This window comes from Roseovarius sp. (genome assembly GCF_030373445.1).
GTDB lineage: Bacteria > Pseudomonadota > Alphaproteobacteria > Rhodobacterales > Rhodobacteraceae > Roseovarius.
The window spans coordinates 189,035-214,968 of the sequence record NZ_JAUCYU010000003.1; the positions used below are offsets into that span (position 1 = coordinate 189,035).

Genomic DNA, 25,934 nt, shown 5'->3' on the forward strand with positions numbered 1-25,934 from the left:
AATGCAAGCGCGCCGCGGTGTGCAAGGAACTGACCGAAACCCGTTTACATCAGGTCCAGCAGACGCGGGATCGTCAGCGAGAGATCGGGCCAGAAGGTTGTCAGCAACAACACCGGCAGGGCCACGAACCCCATCAGCCCCAGCGCCGGCATCACGGCCTGCAGAATCGGCACCCGGCAGATCTTGCAGGACAGGAAGAGCGTTGGCGCTACCGGCGGGCTGTTCGCCCCGATCACCACGGAGCAGGCGACGATGGCGGCGAAATGCACCGGGTCGACCCCGTTGGCCACCATCAGCGGAAGGAAGAGCGGCGCGATGACGACGGTGACCGAGACGTCATCCATCAGGGCACCGGCGATGATCAGCACGAGGTTCACCACGAGCAGCGCACCGATCGGGCTGGTGACGACCGACTGGATCGCTTCGGTCAGGTCCTGGGGGATACGCTCGAATGCCATGATGCGCGAGATCATGAAGGAAAACAGCAGGATGAGGATGATCGATCCGGTCGTCTCGGCCGCGCCGATGACGCTTCGGCCTAGACTGCCCCAAGTGAATTCGCGGTAGATCAGGCCGCCCACGACGAGCGCCGCCACGGCGGCCACGGCCGCGGCTTCGGTCGGGGTGAAGATGCCGCCGTAGATGCCGCCGAGGATGATGACGGGCAGCGACAGGGCCGGCAGGGCGTTGAGCGTGACGCGGCCGAAGCTCTGGCTGTCGACCTCGGCAGAGGGAAGTTCCTCGAAGGCCCGGCCGACGAGGAACCGGTTGTAAAGGATGAGGCCGATGACGAGGATGATCGCCGGCCCGATCGTGGCCGCGAAACAGGCCGCGACCGACTGGCGGGTCACGACGGCGAAGAGGATCATGGTGATCGACGGGGGGATCAGGATGCCCAGCAGCGAGGAGATGCCCAGAAGCGCCGCGATGCGGCCGCGCGGATAGCCGCGGGCGACCAGCGGCTCGGTCATGATCGACCCGATCGAGGCGATGGCCGCCGTGGCGGTTCCGGAGATCGCGCCGAAGATGCTGGACGACAGCACCATGGCCGTGCCCATCCCGCCGCGGCCGGTCGCGAGGCGGTTGACGAAGGCGATGATGCGTTGCGCGATGCCCCCGGATTGCATCAGGTAGCCCGTCAGGATGAACAGCGGCAGGGCCACGAGCACGACGGAGTTGAGCGACCGGAACCCCTGAAGCATCAGGGTGTTGAGGTTCGCGTCATAGACCCATGTCAGGTAGGCGAGGACCCCGGCGAAAGACCAGGCGACGGGCAGCCCCAGCCCCATCAGGACGATGAGCAGGGGCAAGGCGATCAAGGCATACATTCGATCTCGTCCGTGAGTTATCGGCGTTTCAGGCGCAGGATGGCATCAATTGCATCGCGCAGGGCATAGGCGAAACAGGCCACCGCCGCGACCCCGATCGCGGCCTGCGGAATCCAGAGCGGTATCTGGTACGCCGGCGTGTGCTGCGGGCGCTTCATGCCCCAAGTGAACATGTAGTAGGACCAGACCATGAAGAAGCAGGTGATCACCACCGTGAGCAACGCGATCAGCAGGTCATGCGCGGCCTTGCTGCGCGGGTCGGTGATGTTTCCGGCGATCCAGTCGACCGTCAGGTGCTCGTGCCGTTGCGAGGCGATGATGGCGCCGACCATGTAAAGGGTGACGGCGGCCAGCATGATCAGCTCGTGCAGGCCCACCACCGACAGGCCGAGCACGTAGCGCGCGACCACGAGGAAGAACATCAGCCCGACCACGGCAGCCGAGGAGGCCACCCCGACCACGCTGAGCGTGATCGAGATGGCCGTGCCGATACGACCGGCGACGGTTGCCGGGTTAGAGTTCTCCGGCATTTTCGCGGATCGTGTCCATGATTTCGCTGCCGATCCGTTCCTCCATCAGGGGCCAGACCTTCTCGCGGACCTTCTTGGCCATCTCGGCCAGTTCCTCGTCGGAGGGCTCGATATACTCCATCCCGGCCTGCTTGGCCTGGTCGATGTAGTACTGATCGCGCTCCTGCGCCTGTTCGAAGGCCTCTTCCATCACGGTCAGGGCGGACTCCTGCACGACTTTCTGATGCTCTTCCGACAGGCTTTCGAAGGTGTCGTTGTTCATCGCGATCACGCCGGTCACGAATTGCATCTTGGTCTGGTTGTAGTAATCCAGCACGTCGCGGAAATACTCGTAATCCCAGTAGATGATGTTCGCGCCGTCGCCATCGACCACGCCGGTCTGGATGGCGGTGAAGACCTCGGACCAGTCGATCGTGGCGGTCTGGTAACCCAGCGCCTGCACCGACTCGGCCATCGGGAACATCGCGGGGACGCGGATCTTGAGATCGGCGGCCTCTTCCTCGGTCATGGCGTACTTGTCGGCCGAGGCGATGCCGTTGAAGCCTTCCGGCCAGGGGCCGAAGAACTTGAGGCCCAGGTCGTCGTAGATGCCCACCAGCATGTTGTTGACCCATCCCCCGGGCTTGTAGGCTTCGAACGCCTCTTCCCAACTCGTGACCATGTAGGGCGTGAACAGAACGCCGAGACGCTCGTCATAGGCGGTGATCGGCCAGTTGATCATCATGTCGATGTCGCCGGCGACGAAGAGGTCGAAAACCTCGGCCTGGCTGCCAAGCTCGTTCTGGTAGAACACGTCGACCTGAACCTCTCCGCCGGTGCCTTCTTCGACAAGGGCGGCCCAACGGTCGAGCGCATCGCCCGAGGGGGACCCCTTGGCACCGGAATCAGTGGCCAGTTTCAGTTCGGTTTGTGCCAGAGCCGGAGACATGGCGAGCATGATCACCGAGGCGCTCAGGCACAAGATTCTGTTGATAAACATCTAGATACCTTTGGTTGGAAGTTGGGCTGCGGAGCGTTGCAGCAGTTGTTGACGCGAAAGTGTGGACACAGTTGTCCAGTTCTGTCAATCGACATCGAGAAACGCGGGGGCCGGGCCGGCGCTGGCCCAGGCACCCTCGACGTTCAAAGCCCGGAAAAACGGCAATGCCGGGCAGAGCAGAAACGACACCGAATGATCGGAAAATCGTGACACCAGGTGTCCGCACATGGCCGATCAAAGCATCAAGAGCCGCCGCTGTCCGCCCCCCTGGACAGCAGGTAGGTATCCATGACCCATCCCTTCTCTTTCCGCGCCTCCGTCCGCAGTCGCTCGATCTCTTCCCGCACGTCGCCCAGCTTCCCGGCGACGAGAATCTCGTCTTCGGTACCGATATAGGCCCCCCAGTGAATCCCGAGGTCATCATCGACATTCCGAAATGCATCGCGGGAATCCAGCATGACGACCACGTTGCCCATCTCGTCGGACAGCCCCTGCGACACGAGCCGACCGGTCGTGATGGTGAGCGACTGACCGATCCGGTTCAGCGCGACCCTGTGGCGGGCCGCGAGGGCCGACACGCTGCTGATGCCGGGGATGACATCGTAGTCCAGGTCGAACCGGCCGGTCGCGTTGATCGCGTCGAGAATACCCATCGTTCCGTCATAGAGGGACGGATCCCCCCAGACCAGGAAGCCGCCCACCTCGTCCTCGCCGAGCTCCTGGGCCAGAAGGCGCTCGTAGATGGCGCGGACCTCGGCGCGCCACGCCGCCACGTCCGACGTGTATTTTCCGGCTTTCGAACGTTCCGGGATGTCGAAATCGACGAGACGATAATTGTCGCCCTCGATATAGCGTTCGCATATCTCGCGGCGCAGGTGATGCAGGTCGGCCTTGTCGTCGCCCTTGTTGGGAATGAAGAACACCGAGACGCGGTTCAGCGCCTTGACCGCCTGAACCGTGACGTATTCCGGATTGCCGGCACCAATGCCGATCACCGTAAGTGTGCGCTTCATGGACTGTCCTTCACTATACCTTGCTTAACGGCAGGTTACGCCGAGCACGTTTTTCCCGACCCTTACCGAGTTTGAGCGACAACACCATACCTGCCGAGGTGCCTGCAATTGCCCGTGTAGCGCACGCCCACCTGCACCGGCCAGACCCTATTGCCGCCATGCCGTCGCAAAACAGTAAAGGCGCCGTTCCTTGGAACGGCGCCTCGCTGTCGATCGTGATGTAGAACGCCCTGATCAGGCAGGCGTTCCCGAGAGCCGGTTCACTGCCCGTTCAGCCGGCGCATTCGCGCAGCGCTTCGACATCCGGGCCGTTCGGCGTCCGGCCAAGGTTGAACGGGGCCGAGGCATCGCGCCACTGCTTGTAGTCTTCGAGGTACTCGACCATGCTCAGGTAGACCTTCGCGGAATTCGGGTTCTCGCAGGCGGTCTCGACGATCACCTCGTTGGCCATTTTCTGAACCTCTTCAAGCGTCTCGTCGTCGTAGCGGTTGATCTCGACCGCCTCGTTGAACTTGGCATAGGCTTCCGTGGCCCGCTTCTCGGTGAAGGCCAGCGACCACAGCAGGGTTGCATCGGCCGCGATCTGCAGTTTTTCCTGCGTCTCGGGGCTCAGCGCGTCCCAGGAGGCCTTGTTGATCATGACGCCGAAGACCGAGGCAGACTGGTGCCAGCCCGGGGTCGCCCAATAGTCGGTGACCTGCTGGAAGCCGCCCGACCAGTCGACATTCGGGGTCGAGAACTCGGCCCCGTCGATCACGCCGCGCTCGAGCGCCTGGTAGATCTCGCCGCCGGCCATGGAGACCTGGTTGCCGCCGAGGCGTTCAAGCAGCTTGCCCTGCTCGAGGCCGGACAGGCGCAGGCGCTTGCCCTGCAGGTCTTCGAGGGTGACGATCGGCTCGTTGGTGCGGAAGCCGGATTCGTTGTTGGTCACGCCGTAGGGCAGGTAGACCATGCCGAAATTGCCGTAGATCTCGTTGTAGAGCTCGGCACCGCCCCATTGCTGGATCCAGTTCACGTAGTCGACCGCGTTGAACAGGCTCGGCGTGGTGGCGAGCGGCGAGAAGGCGGCGTCGCGGCCGGCCCAGTAGCCGGGCCAGTCGGCGCCGGCCTGGATCGTGCCGGATTCGACCGCGCCGAAGACCTCGCCCGACGGGACGATCGCGCCGCCCTCGAAGAACTCGATGGTCAGCTCGCCCTGGGTCAGCTTGTTGGCCAGCTCGACGAAATGCTTGTCGGTCTCGATCAGTTCGAGCGAGGAGGGCCACGTGGTCGTCATGGTCCAGCTTTCCTGCGCCACGGCCTGCGAGCCGATGACGGTCGCCGCGGAGGCGGCGAAAATGAGTGCCTTGGCAGTCATGATACTCTCCTTTGTAGGTTGGAAGTCAGTTCGAATAGAGGACGTCGGGCAGCCATGTGACCAGCGACGGGAACAGGGCGACCAGGACGCACATGATCAGGATCAGGACGATGAACGGCAGCACGCCCCGGATGATCGCCCCTGTCCGGACCTCGCGCGGGGCGATGGCCCTCAGGTAGAACAGGGCGTATCCGAATGGTGGCGTGAGGAAGGAGGTCTGCAGCACGACCGCCATCAGCACGACGAACCACAAGAGGCTGACATCCGGCATTTCCTGCACGATCGGCAGGAAGATCGGGAAGGACAGCAGCACGATGCCGGTCCAGTCGAGGAAGGCCCCGAGGACGAAGATGATGGCCAGCATGACGGCGACGAGCATCCAGGGCTGCATGTCGAGCGCGCGGATCAGTTCCTGCGTGGCGCGCAGGCCGCCGGTGATGTTGAAGACGCCGGTGAAGGCCGTGGCGCCGACCACGATGAAGAGGATCATGGCCGAGGTGCGGGCGGTTTCCAGCATCGCGCCGTAGAAGGTGCCGAGCCTGAATTTCCGGCGCAGGATCACGATCAGCAGGGCCAGCGCCGCGCCGATGGCCGAGGCTTCGGTGGCCGTCGCGATGCCGGCCAGGAGGGAGCCGAGGATGCCAAAGATCAGCAGCAGCGGCGGCAGCGCCTCGATCACCAGCATGCGCATCAGCTCGCCGCGGCTGGTCTTCTCGTCGGGTTCGACGGCCGGGGCGAGGTCGGGGCGGAGGACGGATATCACGTAGACATAGAGCGCGTAGCTGAGGCCCAGCAGGACGCCGGGGATCATCGAGCCTGCGAACAGCTCACCCACAGAAAGTGGCGAATAGCTGGCCATCAGGATCAGCATGATCGAGGGCGGGATCAGGATGCCGAGGCAGCCGGAGGCGGCGATCACCCCGGTGGTGAGCGACTGGGAATAGCCGTATTGCAGCATCGGGCGCAGTGCCATGACGCCCATCACGGTGATCGAGGCGCCGATGATGCCGGTGGTGGCGGCCAGCAGGATCGAGATGAACACCACCGCCAGCGCCAGCCCGCCGCGCACGCGGCTGAGCAGGAGGCGCAGCGTTTCGAACATTCGGTCGGTCACCCCCGAATCCGATAGAAAGCGCGCCATCAGCACGAAGAGCGGGATCGCGATCAGGGTGTAATTGTCGAGAACGTCACCATAAATCCGGTTGATGACGATGCCGAGGACCATGGGCTTGCCGGCGATGATGGCGGTGAGGACGGCGGTGCCGCCGAGGACGAAGGCCAGGGGATGGCCCATGAACAGGCCGCAGACCAGCAGCCCGAACATCAGGACGGCAATAAGCTCGGGGGTCATCAATGGCTCTCCTGACGATCAAGCAGGATTTTCAGAACTTCCGCGATCCCCTGGAGCAGGAGCAGGCCGGCGGCGACGCACATGGCCATCTTGAGCGGGTAGACGGGCATCTGGATGGCGCCGTAGGTCACCTCGCCCTGGGCCCAGGAGCGCGCGGCGAATTCCCACGACCTGGTGAGAAACACCCAGGCGAAGGGGAAGAAGAAGATCACGTAGCCCAGCAGGTCGACGACGCGGCGGGTGCCGGGGCCGAACTTCTCGGTCAGGATGTCGACCTTGACATGGGCACCGTGGCGGAGGGCGTATCCCCCCAGAAGGACGAAATAAAAGCCGAAGAGCTGCTTCGACACGTCGAAGGCCCAGCGGGTCGGTTCGCTGAAGGCGTAGCGCATGACCACGTCGAAAATGATGATCGCGGCGAAGATGATCGCCACGACGGCTACTATGCGACCAACGACTTCATTGAGCCCGTCGATTGCCCGGATGACCATGCGAACTCCTCCCGAATTCTTCCTCCGGACCGGTGCGCCCGAGGGTTTCGGGAGCGATGGCCGAGAGTCGGCACAAGGAGTCTGGATGCAATTGATATCGAGTGCAAGCCGGTATGTGTGCAGATGTATACGACGCCCGGCGCGGGGCGGGCGGAAGGGGGAGCGGGATTTGGACGAATCGGCGCGCAACGGATTGGTTAACAAGGCAAAATCCCCGGAATCGCCCTGTCGGTATCACGTCGGTATAACGTCGGTATTACGTCGGTGCCCCTTTCCGACGCGGCGGGCCGGTTAACCGGGCGCGCGGTGGCCGGCGGGGCCGCAACGGGGCGCGGGGAGCGCCGGGCGGACCGGCGCCCCCCCGCAAATGGTCTCACATCACGAACAGGATGCCGCCGATCAGCACGCCGCTGACGATCAGAACCGCGGCCGTGTAGCCCATGATGTCGCGGATGCCGAGCCCGGCGATGGCCAGCATGGGCAGGGTCCAGAACGGCTGGATCATGTTGGTCCATGCCTCGCCCCAGGCCACGGCCATGGCGACGTTGGGCATGTCGGCGCCCAGTTCCTGCGCGGCGGAGATCATGATCGGCCCCTGCACGGCCCACTGGCCGCCGCCCGAGGGCACGAAGATGTTGACCACCCCGGCGCCGAGGAAGGACCAGAAGGGCAGCGTGTCGGCCGAGGAGATGGCGACGAAGCCACTGGCCAGGGCCGAGGCCAGCCCGGTGCCCACCATCATGCCCATGATCCCCCCGTAGAAGGGGAATTGCAGGATGATGCCGTAGGCCGCCTTGGCCCCGCCCTGGAACGAGCGGCTGTAGGCCCGTGCGTTGGGCGTCAGCATCAGGCCCAGCGCGAAGAAGCTCAGGATCACGGTGTTGAGCGTAACCGCCCCGCCGCCGATGAAATAGGCGATGAGATAGAGCGCCGCCAGCGCGCCCAGCACGAGGGTGACGATGCGGCTGGTTTCCATCCGTTCGGCGGGCACCATGGCCACCTGCGCTTCGGCATGGTTGCCGCCGGCGGCTTCGGTGCTGGGATGGGCGGGCGTGTCGACGGCCTCGTCGGGGTCGATCTCGGGGATGCTCTGGCGCGGGGCATCCGCCTTGGGGCGCATCATCACGTTCACGACGGGAATGATCACCGCCAGCACGAGGACGATGGTGATGTTCATCGGCGAGAGCAGCGTGGCGCTGACCGGGACGACGCCCATCTGATCCTCGAGGAAGTGGCCCGGCGTGGCGATCAGCGTGGGGATCGCCCCGCTATAGCCGCCATGCCAGACGAGAAAGCCCGAGTAGGAGGCCGCGACGACAAGCGGATAGTGGATCTTGCCGCGATGGACGATTCCCATCTGGCGGGCGACGATGGCCCCCGCGACAAGGCCGAAGCCCCACGAGAACAGGCTGCAGGCCATCATCACCAGCGTGGTGAGCGCGATCACCTGCACCTCGTTCCGGGGGATGCGGGCGAAGGCCACGAGGGCGCCGTGGACCCATGGCGTATGGGCGAGCGCGAAGCCGGTCGCGAGGACCAGCGTGGATTGCGCCGTGAAGGTCAGGATGTTGAAAAAGCCGTCCCCCCAGAAACCGGCGACCGCCGCCGGCCCGTAGCCCTGCGTCATCCCAAGGATGAAGGTCAGCGCGCTGAGCAGGAAGACGAAGACGAACGCATCCGGCAGATATCGTTCGGCGACCCTGGTAAAGAATTCCGATAGCACCCTCATGATTGTTCCTCCCTTATCATGATTGTTTTTCGGTATTTTTTCACGGGTTTGGCCCGTGCCGTTTCTTGCCCCGCGATCCGGGCCGCGGGGTTCCCTTTGCCTTTTCTTCGAGTGGCTGCCGCGCGCCTCTCCCCGCGCGGTGGCGATGGGTTACTTGCCGTGTCGTTCCCAGTAGGGGCCGAAGAGGTCGGCCTCGCTCGGCTTGTCCTCGGCGACGGTGGTCACGAGATGCGTGACGTTGATGAAGTGCCGCCAGTTCAGGTTCTCGTCGATCGTGTTGCCCGCCCATGTGCCGCAGCCCATGGACAGGGTGAACGGCAGGGCGTTCTCGAAACTGCCGCCATTGCCGAAAGTGTGCGGCTGGTTGACCAGGACGCGGACGACCTCGGCCGACTGGGCGAGGTCGGCTGCGCGGTCCCGGTCTGTGGAGTGCAGCCCGACGGAGTGGCCGCGCCCGCACACGCCGAGCACGTCATGCGCGATGCGCTTGGCATCGGCCCAGTCGCGGGCGCGGTAGACGGTGAGGACGAGGGACAGTTTCTCGTCCGCGAAGCTGTGCTTGCCGCCGATCTTTTCCTCTTCGACGAGGAAGAAGGCCGCCTTGCGGGCCTGTTCGGGCAGGTCGAAGACATCGGCCAGCACCTCGGCATCCTTGGCGATGACCGCGCGGTTGAGGGCGCCGTTCTGCCAGAGGGTGTCGCGCACCTTCTCGCGTTCGTCGGGCGAGCAGCGCCATGCGCCTGCCTGCTCGAGCGCGGCGATGGCCTTGTCGTAGACGGCGTCGAGGATGATGACGGAGTTTTCCGAGGAGCAGGAGGTGGCGTTGTCGAAGCATTTCGACATGCGGATCATCCGGGCCGCCGCATCGAGATCGGCGGTGTCGTCGATGATCACGGGGACGTTGCCGGCACCGACGCCGATGGAGACGGTGCCGGACTGCATGGCCCGCTTGACGTTGTTCTGGCTGCCGGTGACGACGGCGAGGTCGGCCCGGGCGATGAGCTCGGTCGTCAGTTCCTTGGAGACGGGCCGGGGCAGGATCTGGACGAGATCCTCGGGGTGGCCCGCGCGGGCAAGCTCGGCGCGCATCAGGTCGACGGTGCGCTGGGTGGTCTTGGCCCCTGTCGGCGAGGGCGCGACGATTACCGCGTTGCCGCCCTTCAGCGCCATCATCGCCTTGTTGACGGCGGTGGCGGAGGGGTTGGTGGAGGGGCACACAGCGGCGACGACGCCGACCGGCTTGCCGTACTTGACCATGCCGTTCCCGGTGTCCTCCTCGATCACGCCGACGGAGCGGACGCGGAGCAGGTCGCGGAGGGTTCCGAAGGTCTTGCGGGTGTTCTTGGTGACTTTCGATTCCACATTGCCGAGGCCGGTGTCCGCAACCGCCAGCTCGGCCAGTTCGCGGGCGTTGCCCGGCTGGTAGAGCGACCATGCGAGCGCGGTGACCGCATCGTCGACGCGGGCCTGGTCGGTGTTGTCGTAGGCCTGCATCGCGTCGCGGGCGCGAATTACGAGCGCGTCCACGGTCTGGCGGGGGGACGGATCTGCCGTCATGCCGTTTCCTTTGCGGGGAGGTTTTTCTGGATGAAGTGGAAGCTTTGGATGTCGTCGCGTTCGGCGATGCCCTTGATCAGGGTCACCAGCGGGGTGCGGCCGAGCGTGTAGTCGGTGACGATGGGGCCGGCCGCCTTGAGGTCGCGGTAGGTCTTGTCGTCGTAGAAGGCGGCGAGCAGGAGGTCGTCATCGCTGTCGAAGGGGCCGCGGGTGTCGCGCAGGCGCTTGATGGCGGGGTCGACCAGCGCGCCGGGGCGCTCGGTGATGGGCTCGGCGCCGCGGGCGATCTTGTCGTAGAGGTTGGGGTCGACCGTGCCGGCGATCTCGCCATAGCCGCCCTTGACGTAGAGGCGCACCTCGTTGGGGACGGTTTCGTAGCGCGGTTTGCCCTGGTCGCGGGCCATCACGTTGAGGATGGACTGGGTGACGATGTACTGGGCGAAGGGGCTGACGACGATGGGGTAGCCGAGCTCCTGGCGGACGTGGCCGGCCTCTTCGAGGATCTCGTTGAGGCGGCCTTCGAGGCCCATGGTCTCGAGCTGGTAGGCGAGGTTCGAGACCATGCCGCCGGCGCATTGGTGGTGGTAGTGGAACTCGTCGTATTCCTGGGGGACGCCGGTCTGCTTGCCTTCCTTCCTGGCGATGAAGGCGAGGCGTTCGGCGACTTCGGAGACCGGTTCGAGGTCGATGTCGACGGTGTGGCCGCGGCGGCGGAGGTTTTGCGTCACCAGTTCGGTGGGGCTGTGGCTGACGCCGTTGGCGAGGGTGGAGGTGGCGGTGTGGACGACGTCGACGCCGTGCTCGACCGCCTGCAGCACCACGTAGGGGGCGAGGCCGGAGTTGCAGTGGGTGTGGATCTGGAGGGGGGTATCGCCCATGACCGCCTTGAGGGCGGGGACCAGGGTGGCGACGCGCTCGGGGCGCAGGAGGCCGCTGGCGTCCTTGAGGAAGATGCCGTCGACGCCCAGCGCGAGGAGGTCCTTCGCCTTGCGGGCGAAATATTCGTCGGTGTGGACGGGGCTGTAGGTGTAGACCAGCCCGCCGACGACGTGGAGCCCGTGGCGCTTGGCCGCTTTCACCGGGATCTCGAGGTTGCGCATGTCGTTGAGCGGGTCGTAGGGTGTGTGGTAGCGCATGCCGTTGGCGGCGAAGCGTTCGGCGGCCAGTTCGACGATGTCGTCGGGGAAGAATTCGAAGGTGAAGAGGCTTTGGCCCCGGGTGTGGATGATCAGCGGGGTTTCGGTGACCCAGCGGTTGAGGATGCGCATCCGCTCCCACGGGTCTTCCTTGAGGTAGCGGACCATCACGTCGAAGACCGCGCCGCCGACGAGGTCGATCGCCTCGAAGCCGGCCCTGTCGAGCCGGGGCGCGATGTCCTGCATCATGGCAGTGGTCATGCGCGTGGCCCAGAGGCACTGGTGCGCGTCGCGCAGGGTGACGTCGACCAGCCTGATGTCTCGTGTCATGCGACGCTCCTTTCGGGGTCGGGGAGGAAGCTTTCCTCGACCCACTTGGTGTGGATGTTGCTGGAGATGACATCGGGATGCTCGATGAGCTGCCGGTGGAGCGGCAGCGTCGTCCTGATGCCCTCGATGCGGAAGCCGCGGAAGGCGGCGCGGGCGCGGTCGAGGGCCTGGGACCGGTCGGCGCCGTGGACGATCAGCTTGGCGACCATCGAGTCGTAGAACGGCACGATGGTGCTGCCGGCCGTCACGAAACTGTCGATCCGGATGCCCGGGCCGCGCGGCGCCGTCCAGCCGGTGATCTGCCCAGGCGAGGGGCGGAAGCCGTTGGCGGTGTCCTCGGCGTTGATGCGGAACTCGATGGCGTGGCCGGTGCCACCCTCGGGCAGCGAGACGGAGATGCCGTCGCCCCGGGCGATGCGAAACTGTTCGGCGACCAGGTCGGCGCCGACGAGCATTTCGGTGACCGGGTGCTCGACCTGGATGCGGGTGTTCATCTCGATGAAGAAGAACTCGCGCGTGGCGGGGTCGAAGATGTATTCGACCGTCCCTGCCCCGCGGTACTTCACCCCTTCGGCGAGCCGGACGGCGCTGGCATGGAGCGCCGCGCGCTCGTCATCGGTGAGCACCGGCGAGGGCGCCTCCTCGATCAGTTTCTGGTGGCGGCGCTGCATGGTGCAGTCGCGTTCGCCCAGGTGGACCGCGTGGCCGGTGCCGTCGCCGAAGACCTGCACCTCGATATGGCGGACATTGGCGACGAGCCGTTCGAGATAGACCGCGGCGTCGCCGAAGGCCTGTTCGGCCTCGCGGCTGGCCTGAACGAAGAGGGCCTTGAAAGCGGCCTCGTCCTCGGCGATGCGCATGCCGCGCCCGCCGCCGCCGGCGCTGGCCTTGATCAGGATCGGGAAACCGATATCGGCGGTGGCCTTCATGGCATCGGCCACGTCGCTGAAGGCGTCCCTGGAGCCGGGCACGACCGGCACGTCGAGGGATATGGCCGTCCGGCGCGCTGCCGCCTTGTCGCCCATGGTGCGGATGGTGTCGGCGTCGGGGCCGACGAAGATCAGCCCCTCCTCGGTGCAGCGCTCGGCGAACTCGGCGCTCTCAGCCAGGAAGCCGTAGCCGGGATAGACCGCGTCGCAGCCGGTGGCCTTGGCCACGTGCAGCAGCGCCTCGCGCTGGAGATAGCTTTTCGAGCTGGGCGCCGGGCCGACGCAGACCGCCTCGGTCGCGGCCCAGACATGGGGAGAGGCGGCATCGGCGCTGGAATAGACCGCGACGGAGGAGAGCCCGAGCGAGTGGCAGGCATGGACCGCGCGCAGGGCGATTTCGCCCCGGTTGGCTATCAGCACCTTCTTCACGATTTTCTCCTCCGGCCGATTCTGCCGCAACGGCAGTTATCGCCGGAAAGGTTGCAGAGTTTTTCTCAGTTGTTAAGCATTTTCTTACCTTGCAAAACTTTTTGTTCCATTATTTAGTAATATGACGATTGATGAAGATGGGATGACGGAGGTCTTCGTGACATCAAAGCCGCCCACCGTGTCGCCGGTGTCGGGCGAACGCATGTCCGCCACGCAGAAGGTTTTCGCCGTGATGGAATGCGTCGCCACGTCGGAACGGCCGCTGACCGTGTCGGACCTGGCGGTGCTGCTGGACGTGCCGAAGGCGTCGATGCACCGGATCGTTCACCAGCTCGACGGCGACGGGCTGCTGATGCCCGAGCCGGGCTGCCGGGGCTATGTTCCGGGACCGCGGCTTTTGAATTTCGGGCTGCACGTGGTCAATGCGGGGATGCGCAATGCGCCGCGCCACGCGGTGTTGCAGAGGGTGTCGGCCGAGACCGGGGAGACGGTCAATTTCGGCCTGATTTCCGGCGGTTCGCTGGTTTATGTCGACCGGGTCGAGGCGGCGTGGCCCTTCGGCCTGCGCTACGAGATCGGCTCGCGCGTGCCGGCCTATTGCACGTCGATGGGCAAGCTGCTGCTGGCGCATATGCCCAAGCGGCGGCGCGATCATTTCCTCAGCGTGACGCACCTGCACCCCTATACGCCGCACACCATGACCGACCCGGCCGCGCTGGAAGAGCAGTTCGCGGAAATCCGGTCGCAGGGCTATTCGCTGGACGACCAGGAATTCCTGGCCGGCGTTGTCTGCGTGGCCGTACCGGTGCATGACGCGCGCGGGCAGGTCTGTTCGGCCATCGCCGCCTCGGCCCCGCTGGCGCGGATGCCGATCGAGAAGGCCGTCGGCCATGTCGAATTGCTGACCCGGGCCGCGGCGGAGATATCCGCCTCGTGGTCGCTGGACAATTCCGAAGAAGACGCCCCACCCCCTGCAGACAAGGACGATTGACCCATGTTGACCTATAGCGAAGTCGGCGAAATCCTGAGCCTGATCGACTCTTCCTCCTGCGAGGAGGTGGTTCTCGAAACCGAGGGGGTGAAGCTGGTGGTGCGCCGGAAGGGCGCGGGTGGCGCGGCTGTCGAACAGGCGCCCGCCCCTGCCCGCCCGGCAGAGGCGGCGGCGGCCCCGACCCCGTCGGCGGCCAAGCCTCAAGCGGCGCCGGAAACGCCTGCCCCGTCGGGCGGCGGAGAGGGCGAGGAGATCGTCAGCGCGCCGATGGTGGGGACGTTCTATCGCGCCCCCTCGCCCGAGGACCCGCCCTTTGTCGAGGTGGGCGCAAAGGTGAAGGTCGGCGACCCGATCTGCGTGATCGAGGTGATGAAGCTGTTCACCACCGTCTATGCCGAGGTGGCCGGCACGATCACCCAGATCGGCGCGAATGACGGCCAGCTTGTCGAGTACGGGCAGATGATCTTCGTGGTCGAACCCGGCTGAGGCCGGGCGCGCCCGCCCGAGTGCAATTTTCCCCAGGAAGGACGGATCATGTCGAAGCCCTGTATCATCTGCGTGGCCCTGAACGGCTCGGTCGCGCGCAAGTCGGACAACCCGGCGGTGCCGATCAGCATCGAGGAGGAGGTGGAATCGGCGCAGGAGGCGTTCGAGGCGGGGGCGACCATCGCCCATTGCCACGTGCGCAATGCCGACGAGACGCCGACCTCGGACCCCGAGAAGTTCGCTCGGCTGAAGGAGGGGCTGGAGACGCATTGCCCGGAGATGATCATCCAGTTCTCGACCGGTGGCCGGACCGGCGCGGGCCAGGCCAGGGGCGAGATGCTGTCGCTGCGGCCGCACATGGCGTCGTTGACGACCGGGTCGAACAACTTTCCCGGCCGGGTCTACGAGAACCCGCCCGAGCTGATCGACTGGCTGGCCGGGGAGATGCGGACCCATGGCATCAAGCCGGAGGTCGAGGCGTTCGACCTCGGCCATATCTTCCACGCCGCCGCGATGAACCGGGACGGGCGGATCCCGGGGCGGCTCTATATCCAGTTCGTGATGGGGGTGAAGAACGCCATGCCGGTCGACCGGGAGGTGTTCGATTTCTACGTGAAGACGGTCGAGCGGCTGGCGCCGGACGCGGACTGGTGCGCGGCGGGGATCGGACCGCACCAGATCACGCTGAACGAGTGGTGCATCGCCGGGGGCGGGCATTGCCGCACCGGGCTGGAGGACAACATCCGGCTGGACAGGGAGACGCTGGCGCCGTCGAACGCCGCACTGGTGCGGCGAACGGCGGAGCTTTGCGAGAAATACGGGCGCCCGGTGGCGACGCCGGCGCAGGCGCGGGAGATCTTGTCGATCGCCTGAGCCGGGCCGGGCGCTGTCTGGTTGCCGGGTCCGGGTGCGCGCGTCAGCCGGCCACGTCCCAGCGCCAGAAATCGCGGCCCTGGTCGCGCAGTTCACGGCTGAGGATCATGCGGTGCACCTCGTCGGCGCCGTCGACGAGACGGGCCTGGCGGGCGTAGCGGTAGATCCATTCGACGACGGTGTCCTTGGAATAGCCCCGCGCGCCGTTGATCTGGATCGCCACGTCGGCGGCGTCGTGCAGCACGTTGGCGACCTGGACCTTGGCCATGGAGATTTCCTTGCGGGCAAAGCCGCCGCGGTCGAGCTCCCGCGCGGCCTTCATGACCAGCAGGCGGCCGACCTCGATCCGCATGGCGACGTCGCCCAGCATCTGGGCGACGCTTTCGCGCTCGATCAGGCGCTGGCCGAATCCTTCGCGTTTCTCGGCGTATTCGGTGGCGATTTCCATGCAGCGCTTGGCGAGCCCCAGCCAGCGCATGCAGTGGGTGAGCCGCGCGGGCGCAAGGCGGGTCTGGGTGACCTTCATGCCGCGCCCCTCTTCGAGGATGACGTTCTCGGCGGGGATTTCGAGCCCGTCGAAGATGATCTCGCAATGGCCGCCATGTTCTTCCGGGCCCATGATCGGGATGCGGCGTTCGATATGCCAGCCCGGATCGTCGCGGTGGAAGAGGAAGGCGGTGTGGCCGCGCCGGTCGTCGTCGGAGGTGCGGGCGAGAAGGATGAAATGCGCGGCCTCGTCGGCGCCGGTGATGAACCACTTGTGGCCGTTGACGACATAGCGGTCGCCGCGCTTCTCGGCACGGGTCTGCATCATGCCGGGGTCGGAGCCGCCGCCGGGATGGGGTTCGGTCATGGCGAAGGCGGAGCGCACCTCGCCGCGCATGATGGGTTGAAGCCAGCGGTCCTGCTGCGCCTCGGTGCCCAGCGCGCCGAGCACCATCATATTGCCGTCATCGGGGGCGGCGGAGTTGAACACCACGGGCCCGAAGATCGAGCGGTTCATTTCCTCGTAACAGACCGCCATGCCGGCCTTGTTCAGCCCGCCGCCGCCCAGCTCTCGGGGCATCTGGAGGCACCAGAGCCCGGCCTCGCGCGCGGCGGCGCGTTCGCGGTCGAGCACCTCGAGCGAAATGTTCTCGTGTGCGTCGTAACTGGCGCTGTCGGCCTCGAGCGGGAGGAGCCGTTCCTCGACGAAGGCCGCGATGCGGCGGCGGGTCTCTTCGAGCTCGGGGGTGATGCTGAAATCCATGAACTGTCTATCCTTCAAAGGCTGCAAGCGGGGCGTTCGCCGCGGGGGGCGATACCGGCCCCGGTCTTGTAACCCCCGGCGCCGGAGACAAGCAACAGCGCAGCGCATGACCCTTTCCACCGTGATCCCCCCGGGACGTGCAGCTCGTACCGGACGCGTTCGCGGGCCGGGTCGTGACCCGGGCGTGAGATGACCCCGGCGCCGGCGTGGTTCGGGCAGCCGCGCTTCGCGACAGGCAGAGTCTGACTGTCGGGGGGCACTGGCGCGAGTCAGGCGATCTCGGTCGAGTACCAGACGTTGCGGGTGGTCAGGTAGCTTTCCAGCCCTTCCGTGCCACCCTCGCGACCGTAGCCGCTGGATTTCACACCGCCGAAGGGGGTTTCGGGCAGTGATGCCTCGAGGGTGTTGACCGAGAAATTGCCCACCTCGACCCCGTCGATCATCCGGTCGATATAGTCGGCGCGGTTGGTGAAGGCGTAACCCGCCAGCCCGTAAGGCACCGAGTTGGCCCGGGCGATGGCCTCGTCGAGATCGGCCACGGGGTTGAGCACGGCGATCGGGCCGAAGGGTTCCGTCTGCATGATCTTCGCGCTGTCGGGTACGTTGGCCAGAACGGTGGGTTCGAAGAAGTAGCCCTTGTTTCCCCGCCGGGCGCCGCCGGTGCGCAGGTCTGCCCCCTTGGCCACGGCATCCTCAACGAGGTCGGTGAGTACCGGCACGCGGCGGTCATTGGCGGTGGGGCCCATCTCGACACCGTCCTCGATACCGTTGCCGACCACGGTCGCGGCGGCGCGTTCGGTGAAGGTTTCGGCGAAATCGGCGTAGATGCTTTCATGCACGAAGAAGCGGGTGGGCGAGGTGCAAACCTGCCCGGCATTGCGCATCTTGCGGACCGCGCCGCTGAGGGCGGCCTTCCTCACGTCGGTGTCTTCGCAGACGATGACGGGGGCATGGCCGCCCAGTTCCATCAGCACGGGCGTGTCGGATTGCGCGGCGAGCGCCGTCAGTTGACGGCCCACCACGGTGGAGCCGGTCAGGGCGACGAGCCGCACCGAGGGCTGGGGGATGAGGTATCCGGAGATCTCGGAGGGGGTGCCGAAGACGAGGTTGAGCACGCCGGGCGGAAGGCCCGCCTCCTCGAAGGCGCGGACGATGTGGATGGCGCCAGCGGGGGTTTCCTCGGCTGCCTTGAGGATGATGGCGCAGCCCGAGGCCAGCGCGCCGGCGATCTTGCGGGCGGGCTGGCTCATGGGGAAGTTCCAGGGCGAGAAGGCGGCGACCACGCCGATCGGGTGGTGGTGCACGGCGATCTTGGTGCCGGGGGCCGAGGGGATTACCCGGCCATAGACGCGCATCGCCTCGGCCGCGTCCCATTCGAAGAACTCGGCGCCCCGGATCACCTCGAGCCGGGCCTGGGCGAGCGGCTTGCCGTGTTCGGCGGTGATGGACCGGGCGATCTCCTCCTGCCGGGCGCGCATGATGGCCGCGGCCTTCAGGATGATGTCGGAGCGGGTGCGCGGCGGGGTCTTGCGCCAGATCTCGAAGCCCTCCTGTGCCGCCGCCAGCGCGTCTTCGAGGTCGGAGACACGGGCATGGGGAAGGCGGCCGATCTCTTCCTCGGTGGCCGGGTTCACGACAGGGAGGTGATCCGGCGTGTCGCGCCACTTGCCGCCGATGAAGAGTTTCAGTTCGGGATAAGTGCTCATTCCGGCCTCGTCGCTGTGATCTTGGGTAACGGTCCGGGCGAAGTTTCCCGCGCGGCGGCCATCACTACAATCGAATTGAACAAATACCGGTATCGGAAAGATGGATATCAGGCCGCCGGGCTGAAGGCCGCGACTTCGACGGCGGAGTCGTGGAGCGCCTCGAGAAAGGCGCTTCCGGCGGGCGACAGGCTGTGCTTGCCGCGGTAGGAGACGCCCACCGGGCCCGCGCCGAAGGGCGCGGCCCAGTCGATCTTGGCCAGGAGCCCATTGCGGATGTCGAGCGCGGCCACGTGGGCGGGCATGATGCCGATGAAGTCGTGGGTGCGCAGCAGCGAGCGGTTGGCGAGGTAGGAGACGGACTCGATGGCGGTCGGGGGTACGTATTGCCCCTGCCGGATGAAGAACTGGTCGGTCTGGCGGCGCAGGGTGGTTTCGACCGGGGGCAGGATCCAACCGTAGGGTTTGAGCTGTTCGAAGGTGACGTTGGACTGGCCGGCCAGCGCGTGCTGGGGCCCGGTCACGGCAAGGACGCGTTCGTCGAAGAACTTCTCCTGGGTGATGTTCTCGCGGTGGCGATGGCTGGGCAGGCGGCCGACGACCATGTCGATCTCGCCCGACAGAAGCGCCGGCATGAGGACCTCGTTGGTGCCCTCGACGATCTTGATGGCCACTTTCGGGCGGTCGCGGAGAAGGCGTTCCACAGCCAGCGGCAGAAGCGAGGGCGAGGCCGCCAGCAGCGTGCCGACGACGACGCGGCCGCTATTGCCCTCGTTGAGGTCGTCGAGCTCCTGCGCGGCGTTGGAGACCTGGCCGAAGATGAGCTTGCCGTGGCGGATGAGGGTTTCGCCGAAGACCGTGGGCACGACGCCGCGATTGGTGCGGTCGAAGAGCTTGACCTCGAAATCGTATTCGAGGTCCTGGATCATCTTGGTGGCGGCGGGCTGGGAAATGCTGAGGTCGTGGGCGGCGTTCTGGATGCTGCCGTGCTGGCCGACGGCGATCAGGAGGCGCAGTTGCCGCAGCTTGAGCCGGGTGAGCGCGCGTTCGACGATGCGGGTGTGGCGGGTGGCCATGGCGGGGCCTCAGGTGGCGACGGGGGCGATGTGGCGTTCGATGGCGGCGACGGCGCTCATGGCGGCGAGGGCGGAACTGCGCGGGTTGTCCGGCAGGGCGTGGCCCTCGATGCGGAAGTGGAACTGGCCGAAGGCGCCGGTGGCGTGGATCTCGTGGATGTTGGCGGTGACGGCGGGGTCGGCGATCAGCCGGACCTGCGTGGCCTCGAACCCTGCGCCGGCCAGCGCGACGGCGGCGGCGACATTGGCGTTTTTCGGGTAGGTGGTGGCGGCGTCGCGGGCGGTGCCCTCGAAATGGGTGGCGGCGGTCTCGAGCATGTCGAGGTCGAGCCGGTCCTCGGCGGGGGAACCTTTCCAGCCCTTGGGTGGCTTGCGGCCGGTATAGGTGACCTCGGTCAGGCCGCCGACCCTGGCCGCGCGCAGGGCGTCGAGCGCGCCGATGGCGCCGCTGGCGAGGTGGAGCTGTGCCCTGCCCCGCCGCGCCGCTTCGGTGAGGGCGGTTTCGAGGGCCGGGTCGGCCAGCGCGCCGAGCGAGACGGTGACCAGGTCGATGCCGCGGGACAGGATGGCGGGGCCGTGCTGGGCCAGGGCGGCGTGGCCGGCGCAGTCGATCATCAGGGCCAGGTCACCGGGCAGGTCGTCGGCCGACCTGACGCGGGTGACGCCGCCGGGCGCGGTGCCTGTGGGCCCGGAGCGGGTGAGGATGACATGCGGCCCGAGACCGCGGGAGGCGAGCGCGTCTGCGACGTAGCGCCCGATTGCGCCTTCTCCGATAATGCCGGTTTTCATGAGGGACTCCTGTTGCGACCCCCGTCTATCGGAAATCATCCGGGCTTTGGTATCAAATTATTGGATATCCAGTTTCTGTCAATGTGATTGGTTTTGCCGGTGCGCTTGGCCTTAGTGCCGCCAGGGACCGGTGCCGTTACGGCGCCGGCTGTGCCCGGTTCGGACAACGGAGGCAGGTCGATGAAATACGCCAGGAACGAAGCGAAGTCTTATGCCCGCGAGACGATGCGCGGCATCTGGGCGGCGGCGCTCAACCCGTTCGACGAGAGCCTCGCGCTGGACGAGGCCGGGCTGCGCCGGAACATCCGGCACTGGATCGACGACCTGGAGATCCAGGGGCTGTTCATCGCCGGCAAGCAGGGCGAGTTCTGGTCGATGTCGATCGAGGAGCGGAAGCGGAACATGACCGTCGCCGTCGAGGAATGCGGCGGAAAGGCCGGGACGATCATGTCGATCTCGGACCAGAACGTGGATACGGTGCTGGAGCTTGGCCGCCACGCGCAGGAGTGCGGCGCCGACTACGTGGTGGTTCACGCGCCGATGCTGAGCTTTTGCCACGAGCGGGACGAGGTTTTGTTCAATTATTACAAATACCTGTGCGACCAGCTGGATATCGGGATCGCGATGTGGAGCCACCCCGACAGCGGCTACCTGATGGAACCCGAGACCTGTGCGCGGATTGCCGAGCTGCCCAACATCATGGCGATCAAGTACTCGGTGCCGCGCGAGATGTATGCGCGGCTGACCAAGCTGGTGGGCGACAAGATCCTCGTGTCGACCTCGGCCGAGGCGGACTGGCTCGACAATATCGAGGAGCTGGGCTGGCAGTTGTACCTGTGTTCATCGCCGCCCTACCAGTTGCAGACCAAGAACGACCGGCGGATGCACGAGTACACGCAGCTTGCCTTTGCCGGAAAGTTCGCCGAGGCGCGCCGGGTGCGCGACAGCCTCGACCCGGTGCGCCGGGCGATTGCCGAGACCAAGCCGGGCGGCAAGCCGACGGCGCATGGCAAGTACTGGCAGGAGCTTCTGGGACAGGTGGGCGGCCGGGTGCGCCATCCGATGCTGGAACTGACGGAGGCCGAGAAGGCCGCCACCAGCGCCGCCTTCGAGGATTGCGGCCTGCAGCTTTGAGCCGGCGGCGGTGACCGGAGAGGCGCTGGCCCTTGGCGCGGCGCTGGCCTACGGGCTGGCCGGTGTGCTGATCGTGCGGGGGACGGCCACGGCGCGGGGCGATAACGGGGCGTTCCTGTCGGTCGTGATGACGGCGGTCGTGTCCGGGCTTCTCTGGCTGGGCTGGGGGAGCGTGGGGCTGGCCGATATGGCGGCGCCCGGGGGCTTGTGGGCGGTGGCGGTCTTCGCGCTGGCCGGGGTGATGGCAAACGTCTTCGGGCGGCAATCCATGTACCGGGCGACGGGCCGGATCGGAGCTGTCAGGGCCGGGCTGCTGCGGCGGCTGACGCCGCTTTTCGCGCTGCCATGCGCTTTTGTCATCCTTGGAGAGGTTCCCGACCTGCGGACGATTGTCGGCGGGGCGATCGTGCTGGGCGGCGTGGTGATCTACATGCGGGTGCCGGAGATGGCACCCCCGGCGCCCGGGACGCGGGTTGGGATGGCGCTGGGGATCCTGTCGGCGCTGGCTTATGCGCTGGCCTACACGTTTCGCGGCGTGGGGCTGGAGGCGGCCCCGGACGCGGCGCTTGGTACATGCATCGGGGCGCTGGTCGGGGCGGGGTGGATACTGGTGCAGGCGATGGGGGGCAAAGGGGTGCGGCGCGGCTGGCAATTCCTGACCGCGGACCGCGGCAGCCGGCCTCTTCAGGCGGCGCTTGCGCTGACGGCGGGGCAAGTGCTGCAGTTCTATGCACTGCGATACACGACGGTCCTGTCGGTGGCGGTACTGGGCACGCTGGAAGTGCTGTTCTCGGCGCTGTTCGCCTGGCTGATTATCCGGAGCGAACCCGTTGCAATCACTCGATTAATCGTCGCCTCGGCCATGGCGATGGCGGGCACGGCGCTGGTGGTGCTGTAAGGGTTTGGATATCAAGAATACGGATACCCACTTTCCCAGAAATAAATATTTGTTTGGATCGTTTTCTCCTACGCTTTTTCGAGACTTACCGTGCAGCGACGAACTGCGGATTCTGCGGGAGATACCGATGAGCCAACATCCGACATTGAAGCCGTTCAACTTCAGGAAATGGACGGAGGAAAACGCCGACAAGCTGCGCCCGCCCGTGGGCAACCAGCTACTGCACAAGGAAGGCGACATGATCGTGATGGTCGTCGGCGGGCCCAACACCCGCGTCGATTTCCATGACGACCCGGTCGAGGAATGGTTCTTCCAGCAGAAGGGCGACATGATGCTGAAGATCGCCGATGGCGGGAAGATCTATGACGTGCCGGTGCGCGAAGGCGAGGTGTTCCTGCTACCGCCGCATGTGCGGCACGCGCCGCAGCGACCGCAGGAAGGGTCCATCGGGATCGTGGTCGAGGCGCCGCGGCAGCCGGGCATGAAGGAGGGCTTCGAGTGGTTCTGCTTCAACTGCGAGGCGCTGGTGCATCGCGAGGAGGTTTCGCTGGACGGGGCCGAGGGCATCGTTTCCGCCCTGCCCAAGATCTACGAGAAGTTCCACAACAGCACCGAGGCCCGCACCTGCCCGCAATGCGGTGAACTTCACCCCGGCAAGGGCAAGCCGCCCGAGGGCTGGGTAAATCTTTGAAATACATCAGAAACGTTACAGGGAGCTGACCAATGAAAATCATGATCAACGCATTCGCCGGCGCCGCAATCGCGCTGGCAAGTTCCGCACCGGGCTTTGCCGAGGAATTCCGCCTCGGCCTGATCACGCCGCCGCCGCATGTCTGGACGAAGGCCGCCGAGGCGTTCGGCGCCGAACTGGCCGAGGCCAGCGATGGCGAACACAGCGTCACCGTCTTCCCTGCGCGCCAGCTTGGCAACGAGGCCGAGATGCTGCAGCAGCTTCAGACCGGCGCGCTGGACATGGCGTTCATGACGGTCGCCGAGGTGTCGAACCGGGCGCCGGATTTCGGCGCGCTCTACGCGCCCTTCCTGGCCGATGACGTGGCCCATGCAGGGCGGATCCTGCGCAGCGACACCGCCAAGGGCATGCTGGAGCAACTGCCGGCGAAGACCGGCGTTGTCGGCACCGGCTACGGCATGGCGGGGCTGCGGCAGATCGTCAGCCGGGGCGCGGTGGAATCGGCCGAGGACCTGTCGGGCAAGAAGCTGCGGATCACGCCGTTCGACCCGATCCTCGACTTCTACAACGCGCTTGGCGCGGCGCCCACACCGATGCCCCTGCCCGACGTCTACGACGCACTGGCCAACGGCCAGGTCGACGCGATCGACATGGATGTCGAGCTGATCTGGAAGCTGAAATACTATGAACACGCCGACACGATCGTGCAGTCCGACCACATGATGTTCCCGATGGTGGGCCTGGTCTCGGCCAAGGTCTGGTCGGGCCTGTCGGAAGAAGACCGCGCGACGATCAGCGAGCTGATGGCCAAGCACGTGGACAGCACCATCGATTCCTACGTGGAAATGGAGCAGGGCTGGCTTGACCAGGTGCGCGAGACCGGCAAGACCTATGTGGAGGTCGACGAGGATTTCTTCGGCGCCGCGGTCGAGGAGTGGAACGCGATCTGGTCCGAGAAATCCTCGGTCCTGGGCGAGCTTCGCGACGTATCCGCCGAGACCGCGGAAGACTAACCTAACCAACTGACCGGGGGCGCGGCCAAGACGCCCCCGGCATCCTACCGGAGGTCGGGCATGATCGGGCGCATATCGGCGGCATGGGCGCGGATCGAACTGACGCTGGCCGCGGCGCTGGCTGTCTCGGTCACCCTGCTTATCCTGCTCAACGTCTTCACCCGCAGCATGGGCGCCGCGCTTTACTGGGTGGACGAACTGGCGATCTACGCGATGGCGTGGATGACCTTCCTCGGCGCCTCGGCGGCCCTGCATAACGGGCAGACGGTCGTGGTGACCGCGCTGACCGACCCCCTGCCCCCTGCCCTTGCGAAGATCGCGGCGAAGGTCGTCGACGTGCTTGTCGTGGTCTTCGCGCTGTTCATGGTCTGGTTTTGCTGGCGCTGGTATTCGCCGCTGGAGCTGGCGCGGTTCGGCTTCGACACCGAGGCGTTCCAGGGGGCGACGTTCAATTTCATCTATGGCGAGCCCACGACCACGCTGGGCGTGCCCAAGTACTGGGTCTGGATGGTGATGTGGGCCTTTGCGCTGGGGGCCACGCTGCATGGCTTCGCCAACCTTCTGGGACAGGGCCGCAAGCCGGAGGCCAAGACGTGACGCCGGTTGTCTTTCTCTTCAAGCTGCTGATCGGCGTGCCCGTCGCGCTGGTGCTGGCGCTGACCGCGATCTGGTACATCTGGGAAAGCGGCAACGCGGTGCTGTATGACAGCTTCGCACAGAAGATGTTCTCGGGGCTGGAGAATTACGGGTTGCTGGCCATTCCGCTGTTCATGCTGACCGGAGAGATGATGAACGAGGGCGGCATGACACGGCGCCTGATCAACGCGGCGCGGGTCTTTGTCGGCGGGTTCCGGGGCGGGCTGGCCTATATAAACCTGCTGGCCAACATGTTCATGGCCGCGATCATCGGGTCGGCCACGGCGCAGATCGCGGTGATGGCGCGGGCGATGACGCCGGAGATGGAGAAGGAAGGCTACGACACGGGCTTTGCCGCCGCGACCACGGCCGCCGGCGGGCTGCTGGCGCCGGTCATTCCGCCGTCGATGATGTTCGTGATCTTCGGGGTGCTGGCGCAGGTGCCGATCGGCGACATGTTCCTGGCCGGGATCCTGCCCGGGCTGTTGCTGTCGGGGGCGTTCGCCGCGGTGATCTGTGCGATCGGAATGGTGACGGAGTTTCCGAAGGGGAGCTGGTTCACCCGGCGCGAGGCCGCCTCGGCCCTGCTCTATTCGCTGCCGGCAGCGCTTATCCCGGTGGCGATCATCGGTGGCATCCTGCTGGGGATCGCGACGCCCACGGAAAGCGCCGCCATCGCCTCGCTCATTGCGTTCGTTATCGGATGGCTGATTTATGGCGAGCTGAAGCCCGCGGCGCTGTTCACGATGTTCCGGCGGACGGCGGTGAACGCCTCGATGATCATCTTCATGATCGCGGCGGCGAATGTCTTCGGCTGGGTGATCATCTATGAGGCGCTGCCGCAGAAGCTGGCGGCACTGATCACCTCGGTCACCAGCGACCCGTTCGTCTTCCTGCTGATCGTCAACGTGATCCTGCTGTTCGTGGGCATGCTGATCGACGGGATCGCGGCGGTGATCCTGATCTCGCCGATCCTGCTGCCGATCGCGATGAACGATTACAGCATCAGCCCCTACCAGTTCGGGGTGGTGATGTGCCTCAACCTGGTGCTGGGGCTGTTGACGCCGCCGGTGGGCGTGGGGCTATACGTCGCGTCCTCGATGAGCGGTGTGACGCCGGGGCGCATCCTGAAATCGCTCTGGCCGTTCCTGCTGGCGGTGGCGGTCATCCTCGTGGTGCTCAGCCGGTTCCCGTGGTTCACCACGTGGCTGGAGTGATGCCGGCGGGACAGTGACC

24 protein-coding genes are annotated in these 25,934 nt (G+C 65.9%); 9 read left to right on the forward strand and 15 right to left on the reverse strand.

The features are described from left to right. Positions 1 to 44 precede the first annotated feature (44 nt). The 11 genes from QUV18_RS07255 to QUV18_RS07305 form a co-directional block, all read right to left on the reverse strand. Positions 45 to 1,328, reverse strand: a complete 1,284-nt coding sequence (locus tag QUV18_RS07255; protein WP_300892882.1) for a TRAP transporter large permease — start codon at positions 1,326 to 1,328, stop codon at positions 45 to 47. Between the two features lie 17 nt (positions 1,329 to 1,345). After that, positions 1,346 to 1,858, reverse strand: coding sequence for a TRAP transporter small permease (locus QUV18_RS07260; RefSeq protein WP_300892884.1), 513 nt, complete (start codon positions 1,856 to 1,858; stop codon positions 1,346 to 1,348). Continuing rightward, entirely contained in the window at positions 1,842 to 2,837 is a 996-nt protein-coding gene (dctP, locus tag QUV18_RS07265) for a TRAP transporter substrate-binding protein DctP (protein ID WP_300892886.1), read from the reverse strand. The genes QUV18_RS07260 and dctP (QUV18_RS07265) overlap by 17 nt, the downstream gene beginning before the upstream one ends. Positions 2,838 to 3,079: 242 nt before the next feature. Then, the gene (gene cobF, locus QUV18_RS07270) at positions 3,080 to 3,850 is read right to left on the reverse strand and encodes a precorrin-6A synthase (deacetylating) (RefSeq protein WP_300892888.1); all 771 of its coding nucleotides are present in this window, start codon (positions 3,848 to 3,850) and stop codon (positions 3,080 to 3,082) included. A gap of 271 nt (positions 3,851 to 4,121) precedes the next feature. Next, positions 4,122 to 5,207 carry a TRAP transporter substrate-binding protein DctP gene (gene dctP / locus QUV18_RS07275; protein WP_300892890.1) on the reverse strand — a complete coding sequence of 362 codons (1,086 nt, stop codon included), beginning with the start codon at positions 5,205 to 5,207 and terminating at the stop codon, positions 4,122 to 4,124. Positions 5,208 to 5,232: 25 nt separating this feature from the next. Next, on the reverse strand, positions 5,233 to 6,558 hold the full coding sequence (locus QUV18_RS07280) for a TRAP transporter large permease subunit (protein WP_300892892.1): 1,326 nt from the start codon (positions 6,556 to 6,558) through the stop codon (positions 5,233 to 5,235). Beyond that, the gene (locus QUV18_RS07285) at positions 6,558 to 7,049 is read right to left on the reverse strand and encodes a TRAP transporter small permease subunit (RefSeq protein ID WP_300892894.1); all 492 of its coding nucleotides are present in this window, start codon (positions 7,047 to 7,049) and stop codon (positions 6,558 to 6,560) included. Before QUV18_RS07285 ends, QUV18_RS07280 begins: the two co-directional genes overlap by 1 nt. 373 nt (positions 7,050 to 7,422) lie before the next feature. Beyond that, positions 7,423 to 8,778, reverse strand: a complete 1,356-nt coding sequence (locus QUV18_RS07290; protein ID WP_300892896.1) for a TIGR00366 family protein — start codon at positions 8,776 to 8,778, stop codon at positions 7,423 to 7,425. Between the two features lie 150 nt (positions 8,779 to 8,928). Beyond that, on the reverse strand, positions 8,929 to 10,335 hold the full coding sequence (locus tag QUV18_RS07295) for an aldehyde dehydrogenase family protein (RefSeq protein WP_300892898.1): 1,407 nt from the start codon (positions 10,333 to 10,335) through the stop codon (positions 8,929 to 8,931). Next, on the reverse strand, positions 10,332 to 11,801 hold the full coding sequence (locus QUV18_RS07300) for a pyruvate carboxylase subunit B (protein ID WP_300892900.1): 1,470 nt from the start codon (positions 11,799 to 11,801) through the stop codon (positions 10,332 to 10,334). The genes QUV18_RS07295 and QUV18_RS07300 overlap by 4 nt, the downstream gene beginning before the upstream one ends. Then, the gene (locus tag QUV18_RS07305; RefSeq protein ID WP_300892902.1) at positions 11,798 to 13,159 is read right to left on the reverse strand and encodes an acetyl-CoA carboxylase biotin carboxylase subunit; all 1,362 of its coding nucleotides are present in this window, start codon (positions 13,157 to 13,159) and stop codon (positions 11,798 to 11,800) included. The genes QUV18_RS07300 and QUV18_RS07305 overlap by 4 nt, the downstream gene beginning before the upstream one ends. Before the next feature lie 121 nt (positions 13,160 to 13,280). Between QUV18_RS07305 and QUV18_RS07310 the strand changes: the two genes are divergently transcribed. From QUV18_RS07310 to QUV18_RS07320, 3 genes are read left to right on the forward strand one after another with little or no spacing between them, the layout of a single operon-like run. Then, positions 13,281 to 14,150 carry an IclR family transcriptional regulator gene (locus QUV18_RS07310; protein ID WP_300892904.1) on the forward strand — a complete coding sequence of 290 codons (870 nt, stop codon included), beginning with the start codon at positions 13,281 to 13,283 and terminating at the stop codon, positions 14,148 to 14,150. A gap of 3 nt (positions 14,151 to 14,153) precedes the next feature. Further along, positions 14,154 to 14,636 (forward strand): acetyl-CoA carboxylase biotin carboxyl carrier protein, encoded by a 483-nt coding sequence (gene accB, locus QUV18_RS07315; RefSeq protein ID WP_300892907.1) that lies wholly within the window; start codon positions 14,154 to 14,156, stop codon positions 14,634 to 14,636. Positions 14,637 to 14,684: 48 nt separating this feature from the next. Then, positions 14,685 to 15,509, forward strand: a complete 825-nt coding sequence (locus QUV18_RS07320) for a 3-keto-5-aminohexanoate cleavage protein (protein WP_300892909.1) — start codon at positions 14,685 to 14,687, stop codon at positions 15,507 to 15,509. Positions 15,510 to 15,552: 43 nt separating this feature from the next. On the opposite strand, the gene QUV18_RS07325 is transcribed toward QUV18_RS07320, so the two are convergent. The 4 genes from QUV18_RS07325 to QUV18_RS07340 all read right to left on the reverse strand — a co-directional run bounded on the left by QUV18_RS07325 (position 15,553) and on the right by QUV18_RS07340 (position 20,326). Continuing rightward, positions 15,553 to 16,758 carry an acyl-CoA dehydrogenase family protein gene (locus QUV18_RS07325; RefSeq protein WP_300892911.1) on the reverse strand — a complete coding sequence of 402 codons (1,206 nt, stop codon included), beginning with the start codon at positions 16,756 to 16,758 and terminating at the stop codon, positions 15,553 to 15,555. A 269-nt stretch (positions 16,759 to 17,027) separates the two neighbouring features. After that, positions 17,028 to 18,464, reverse strand: a complete 1,437-nt coding sequence (locus QUV18_RS07330) for an NAD-dependent succinate-semialdehyde dehydrogenase (protein WP_300892913.1) — start codon at positions 18,462 to 18,464, stop codon at positions 17,028 to 17,030. A 107-nt stretch (positions 18,465 to 18,571) separates the two neighbouring features. Further along, complete coding sequence (locus QUV18_RS07335) at positions 18,572 to 19,537, reverse strand: LysR family transcriptional regulator (RefSeq protein WP_300892916.1); 966 nt, start codon at positions 19,535 to 19,537, stop codon at positions 18,572 to 18,574. 9 nt (positions 19,538 to 19,546) lie between these two features. After that, positions 19,547 to 20,326, reverse strand: coding sequence for an aspartate dehydrogenase (locus QUV18_RS07340; RefSeq protein ID WP_300892918.1), 780 nt, complete (start codon positions 20,324 to 20,326; stop codon positions 19,547 to 19,549). Positions 20,327 to 20,506: 180 nt separating this feature from the next. Here QUV18_RS07340 and QUV18_RS07345 point away from each other — a divergent pair, with 180 nt between their 5' ends. The 6 genes from QUV18_RS07345 (at position 20,507) to QUV18_RS07370 (ending at position 25,915) form a co-directional block, all read left to right on the forward strand. Then, positions 20,507 to 21,460 (forward strand): dihydrodipicolinate synthase family protein, encoded by a 954-nt coding sequence (locus QUV18_RS07345; RefSeq protein WP_300892920.1) that lies wholly within the window; start codon positions 20,507 to 20,509, stop codon positions 21,458 to 21,460. 10 nt (positions 21,461 to 21,470) lie between these two features. Then, the gene (locus tag QUV18_RS07350; protein ID WP_300892923.1) at positions 21,471 to 22,358 is read left to right on the forward strand and encodes an EamA family transporter; all 888 of its coding nucleotides are present in this window, start codon (positions 21,471 to 21,473) and stop codon (positions 22,356 to 22,358) included. 127 nt (positions 22,359 to 22,485) lie between these two features. Next, positions 22,486 to 23,049: a 3-hydroxyanthranilate 3,4-dioxygenase gene (locus QUV18_RS07355; protein WP_300892924.1), complete on the forward strand. Its 564-nt coding sequence runs from the start codon at positions 22,486 to 22,488 to the stop codon at positions 23,047 to 23,049. 32 nt (positions 23,050 to 23,081) lie between these two features. Beyond that, positions 23,082 to 24,062, forward strand: a complete 981-nt coding sequence (locus QUV18_RS07360) for a TRAP transporter substrate-binding protein (RefSeq protein WP_300892926.1) — start codon at positions 23,082 to 23,084, stop codon at positions 24,060 to 24,062. 60 nt (positions 24,063 to 24,122) lie between these two features. Further along, on the forward strand, positions 24,123 to 24,659 hold the full coding sequence (locus tag QUV18_RS07365) for a TRAP transporter small permease subunit (protein WP_300892927.1): 537 nt from the start codon (positions 24,123 to 24,125) through the stop codon (positions 24,657 to 24,659). Next, positions 24,656 to 25,915 carry a TRAP transporter large permease gene (locus QUV18_RS07370; RefSeq protein WP_300892929.1) on the forward strand — a complete coding sequence of 420 codons (1,260 nt, stop codon included), beginning with the start codon at positions 24,656 to 24,658 and terminating at the stop codon, positions 25,913 to 25,915. The genes QUV18_RS07365 and QUV18_RS07370 overlap by 4 nt, the downstream gene beginning before the upstream one ends. The last annotated feature ends 19 nt before the right edge of the window (positions 25,916 to 25,934 follow it).

Bases quoted from the DNA above. Each gene is read 5' to 3' on its own strand.
- accB (WP_300892907.1), top strand. From the start codon at position 14,154: ATGTTGACCTATAGCGAAGTCGGCGAAATCCTGAGCCTGATCGACTCT.
- cobF (WP_300892888.1), bottom strand. From the start codon at position 3,850: ATGAAGCGCACACTTACGGTGATCGGCATTGGTGCCGGCAATCCGGAA.
- QUV18_RS07255 (WP_300892882.1), bottom strand. From the start codon at position 1,328: ATGTATGCCTTGATCGCCTTGCCCCTGCTCATCGTCCTGATGGGGCTG.
- QUV18_RS07360 (WP_300892926.1), top strand. From the start codon at position 23,082: ATGAAAATCATGATCAACGCATTCGCCGGCGCCGCAATCGCGCTGGCA.
- QUV18_RS07300 (WP_300892900.1), bottom strand. From the start codon at position 11,801: ATGACACGAGACATCAGGCTGGTCGACGTCACCCTGCGCGACGCGCAC.
- QUV18_RS07295 (WP_300892898.1), bottom strand. From the start codon at position 10,335: ATGACGGCAGATCCGTCCCCCCGCCAGACCGTGGACGCGCTCGTAATT.
- QUV18_RS07310 (WP_300892904.1), top strand. From the start codon at position 13,281: ATGACGATTGATGAAGATGGGATGACGGAGGTCTTCGTGACATCAAAG.
- QUV18_RS07280 (WP_300892892.1), bottom strand. From the start codon at position 6,558: ATGACCCCCGAGCTTATTGCCGTCCTGATGTTCGGGCTGCTGGTCTGC.
- QUV18_RS07320 (WP_300892909.1), top strand. From the start codon at position 14,685: ATGTCGAAGCCCTGTATCATCTGCGTGGCCCTGAACGGCTCGGTCGCG.
- QUV18_RS07340 (WP_300892918.1), bottom strand. From the start codon at position 20,326: ATGAAAACCGGCATTATCGGAGAAGGCGCAATCGGGCGCTACGTCGCA.
- QUV18_RS07330 (WP_300892913.1), bottom strand. From the start codon at position 18,464: ATGAGCACTTATCCCGAACTGAAACTCTTCATCGGCGGCAAGTGGCGC.
- QUV18_RS07260 (WP_300892884.1), bottom strand. From the start codon at position 1,858: ATGCCGGAGAACTCTAACCCGGCAACCGTCGCCGGTCGTATCGGCACG.
- dctP (WP_300892886.1), bottom strand. From the start codon at position 2,837: ATGTTTATCAACAGAATCTTGTGCCTGAGCGCCTCGGTGATCATGCTC.
- QUV18_RS07335 (WP_300892916.1), bottom strand. From the start codon at position 19,537: ATGGCCACCCGCCACACCCGCATCGTCGAACGCGCGCTCACCCGGCTC.
- QUV18_RS07355 (WP_300892924.1), top strand. From the start codon at position 22,486: ATGAGCCAACATCCGACATTGAAGCCGTTCAACTTCAGGAAATGGACG.
- QUV18_RS07365 (WP_300892927.1), top strand. From the start codon at position 24,123: ATGATCGGGCGCATATCGGCGGCATGGGCGCGGATCGAACTGACGCTG.
- QUV18_RS07290 (WP_300892896.1), bottom strand. From the start codon at position 8,778: ATGAGGGTGCTATCGGAATTCTTTACCAGGGTCGCCGAACGATATCTG.
- QUV18_RS07345 (WP_300892920.1), top strand. From the start codon at position 20,507: ATGAAATACGCCAGGAACGAAGCGAAGTCTTATGCCCGCGAGACGATG.
- QUV18_RS07285 (WP_300892894.1), bottom strand. From the start codon at position 7,049: ATGGTCATCCGGGCAATCGACGGGCTCAATGAAGTCGTTGGTCGCATA.
- dctP (WP_300892890.1), bottom strand. From the start codon at position 5,207: ATGACTGCCAAGGCACTCATTTTCGCCGCCTCCGCGGCGACCGTCATC.
- QUV18_RS07325 (WP_300892911.1), bottom strand. From the start codon at position 16,758: ATGGATTTCAGCATCACCCCCGAGCTCGAAGAGACCCGCCGCCGCATC.